Origin of the sequence: Parafrankia sp. Ea1.12 (assembly GCF_900465275.1) — a bacterium.
Lineage (GTDB): Bacteria > Actinomycetota > Actinomycetes > Frankiales > Frankiaceae > Parafrankia > Parafrankia soli.
In genome coordinates this window covers 1-2755 of sequence record NZ_UBIZ01000648.1, presented here as the reverse complement: position 1 = coordinate 2755, position 2755 = coordinate 1, and the positions used below count along the sequence as shown (strand labels likewise).

3 protein-coding genes and 1 pseudogene are annotated in these 2755 nt (G+C 71.3%); 3 read left to right on the top strand and 1 reads right to left on the bottom strand.

The features are described from left to right. Nucleotides 1–128: pseudogene (locus tag FMEAI12_RS39570) on the bottom strand (SDR family mycofactocin-dependent oxidoreductase); the annotation flags it as partial. 637 nt (nt 129–765) lie between these two features. Here FMEAI12_RS39570 and FMEAI12_RS34470 point away from each other — a divergent pair. The 3 genes from FMEAI12_RS34470 to FMEAI12_RS34460 all read left to right on the top strand — a co-directional run. Beyond that, nucleotides 766–1641 (top strand): xanthine dehydrogenase family protein subunit M, encoded by an 876-nt coding sequence (locus FMEAI12_RS34470; protein ID WP_112109254.1) that lies wholly within the window; start codon nt 766–768, stop codon nt 1639–1641. Further along, nucleotides 1634–2104, top strand: a complete 471-nt coding sequence (locus FMEAI12_RS34465) for a (2Fe-2S)-binding protein (RefSeq protein ID WP_071067189.1) — start codon at nt 1634–1636, stop codon at nt 2102–2104. The genes FMEAI12_RS34470 and FMEAI12_RS34465 overlap by 8 nt, the downstream gene beginning before the upstream one ends. A 174-nt stretch (nt 2105–2278) precedes the next feature. Then, nucleotides 2279–2755 (top strand): SRPBCC family protein (locus FMEAI12_RS34460; protein WP_200835513.1); only part of this gene is annotated, 477 nt, incomplete at its 3' end.

The window sequence follows — 2755 nt, the reverse complement described above, 5'->3', positions numbered from 1 at the left end:
TCCATCTGGGCGCAGATGTCCACCGCGATGATGTCGGCACCCTCCTGCGCTAACCGGACCGCGTGGCTACGACCCTGACCGCGTGCCGCGCCGGTGATGAACGCGACCTTGCCGTCGAGCTTTCCCACCTGCGTCTCCTTGGCTGATGGTCCACCTTCCATCACGGGAGGTGGACAGGGATCTGCTGGAGCGCCACCCTGGCTTCGAGGCGGGCCAGCGCGGTACCGGGACCGTGGTGTGTGCCGAGGCCGGAGGTCCGCAGCTGGCCGACTGTTCCTCGGGGCCGAGGTCGAGGCCGGAAAGACGCGTCATCGGCGCCTCCGCGCCTCGATCGCGTCCTCTCGCGCCGGCGCCGAAGCGGTACGGGAAGCCAGCCCTCCTGGGCATTAAACGCTAGTTCAGCATCACGGCTGCGTGGCGTCAACCAGAACGCGGGCAGGATCGCCGTTCACGGGGCGGGGCGGGGCGCTCGGAGGTCCCCGGTCCCTCCTCCGCTCCGTAGGGCCGACGGGAGACCGGCCTGTGCTGGTCCAGGCCTACTTGCTCGGTCTCCGGTGAAGCTTGTACGGTCGTTCAGTAACCCCGTGGAGACCACACTGATCCGTGCCGTGAACGAACACCTCGGCGGCGGCACCGTGAGCGAACCTGACGCCGAACGGAGCTGTTCGACGTCGTTCTCACCGTCGTCCTCTACTAGACCATGGCCTGGTTCTTCCGTTCGCTGGAGACCGAGGTCGACCCGACAAGTCCGGAGCCGCCACGGCAATGAAAGCGTCACGGTTCGCCTACCATGCGCCGTCCACTCTTGCTGAGGCGCTTGCTCTGCTCGCCGAGCACGGTGACAGCGCGAAGGTCCTGGCCGGGGGCCAGAGCCTGATTCCCATGCTCGCGATGCGACTCGCCGTCTTCGACCACCTCGTCGACCTCGGCCGGATACCCGAGCTGGCTGGCATCGACCATCAGGGCGACACCGTCCGCATCGGTGCCGCCACCACCCACACCGCAGTCGAGTCGTCCGCCGACCTCGCCAGGACCGTCCCGCTGCTGGCCCGCGCCGCCCCGCTCATCGGCCACTTCCAGATCCGCAACCGGGGCACGGTCGGCGGCGCGATCGCCCACGCCGACCCCGCCGCCGAGTTCCCCGCGGTGGCGCTCGCCCTCGACGCGCAGCTGGAGACCGTCTCGCCGCGCGGGGCGCGCACCATCCCCGCCGAGAAGTTCTTCCTCGGCACCTGGAGCACCGCCCTCGCCGACGACGAGATCCTCACCGCCGTGAACTTCCCCGCCTGGCGCGGCAGGACCGGGCACGCCGTCGAGGAGCTCGCCCGCCGCCACGGTGACTTCGCGATCGCCGGCGCGGTCGTCGCCGTCGAGCTCGACGGCGACGACCGCGTCCGCCGCTGCGGCATCGGGCTGCTCGGTCTCGGCTCCACGCCCGAACGCGCCACCGCCGCCGAACAGGCCGTGACCGGCACTGCGGCCGGCGAGATCGACCCTGTCGAGGTCGGGCGGGCCGCGATGTCGACGCTCCAGTCCGTTCCGGCCGACCTGCACGGCTCGGCCGACTACCGCCGGCGCGTCGGGGCCGCGATGGTCACCCGAGCCTGGCAGCGCGCGCTCCGGGAGGCTCACGATGGATGAAGTACAGATCAGACTGCGCGTCAACGGCCTGGAGCGCCGCGGGCGGGTGGAGCCACGGCTGACGCTCGCCGACTTCCTGCGGGAGCACTGCCATCTGACCGGCACGCACCTCGGCTGCGAGCACGGGGTGTGCGGTGCCTGCACGGTGCTGCTCGACGGTGCGGCGGTGCGCGCGTGCCTCGTGCTCGCGGTGCAGGCCGAGGGCCGCGAGGTCACCACGATCGAAGGCCTCGGCACACCGGAGAACCTCTCGCCGGTACAGGTCGCCTTCCAGGAGAACCACGGCCTGCAGTGCGGGTTCTGCACGCCGGGTTTCGTCGTGTCGGTCACCGCCCTGCTGCGGGACAACCCCGACCCGACCGACGAGGAGATCCGCGCCGGCCTGTCCGGCAACATCTGCCGCTGCACCGGCTACCAGGGGATCTTCAAGGCGGTACGGGCCGCGGCCGGTAACACACCGTGATCGGCGGTCGGTCGCGCCGCCGCACGGGCGGGACGCCCGCGGCCCGGTCCCCGGGGGATGCCGTGGCGGTCGGCCGCCCGTTCCTGTCGATGCCGACCCTCCGCCCGGGGCCGGCCTGTCCACCGCTGTCCGCCCCTGGTCGTGGGCCCTACCTGCCTGTCGGTGAATGAGATCATGGATCTGAGCAACGAGTTCCGCGTCGACGCGAGCCCGGCCGTCACCTGGTCGGTCCTCACCGACCTCGAACGCATCGCGCCCTGCCTGCCGGGAGCCCAGCTTCAGGAGGTGGAGGGCGACGAGTACCGCGGCATCGTGAAGGTCAAGGTCGGCCCGGTCACCGCGCAGTACAAGGGCACGGCGACCTTCCTCGAACGTGACGAGGCCGCCCACCGGGCCGTCCTGAAGGCCGACGGCCGGGAGACCCGCGGCCAGGGCAACGCGTCGGCCACCATCACCGTGACGCTCGTCCCCGACGGCACCGGCACCCAGGTCAGCGTGCTGACCGACCTGCGCATCACGGGGAAGGTCGCCCAGTTCGGCCGAGGTGTGATCAGCGACGTCAGCGCCAACCTGCTTGGGCGCTTCGTCGAGTCCCTGGAGTCCACGGTGCTCCGCGGCGACACCACCACCCCCGCCTCACCCACCCCCGCC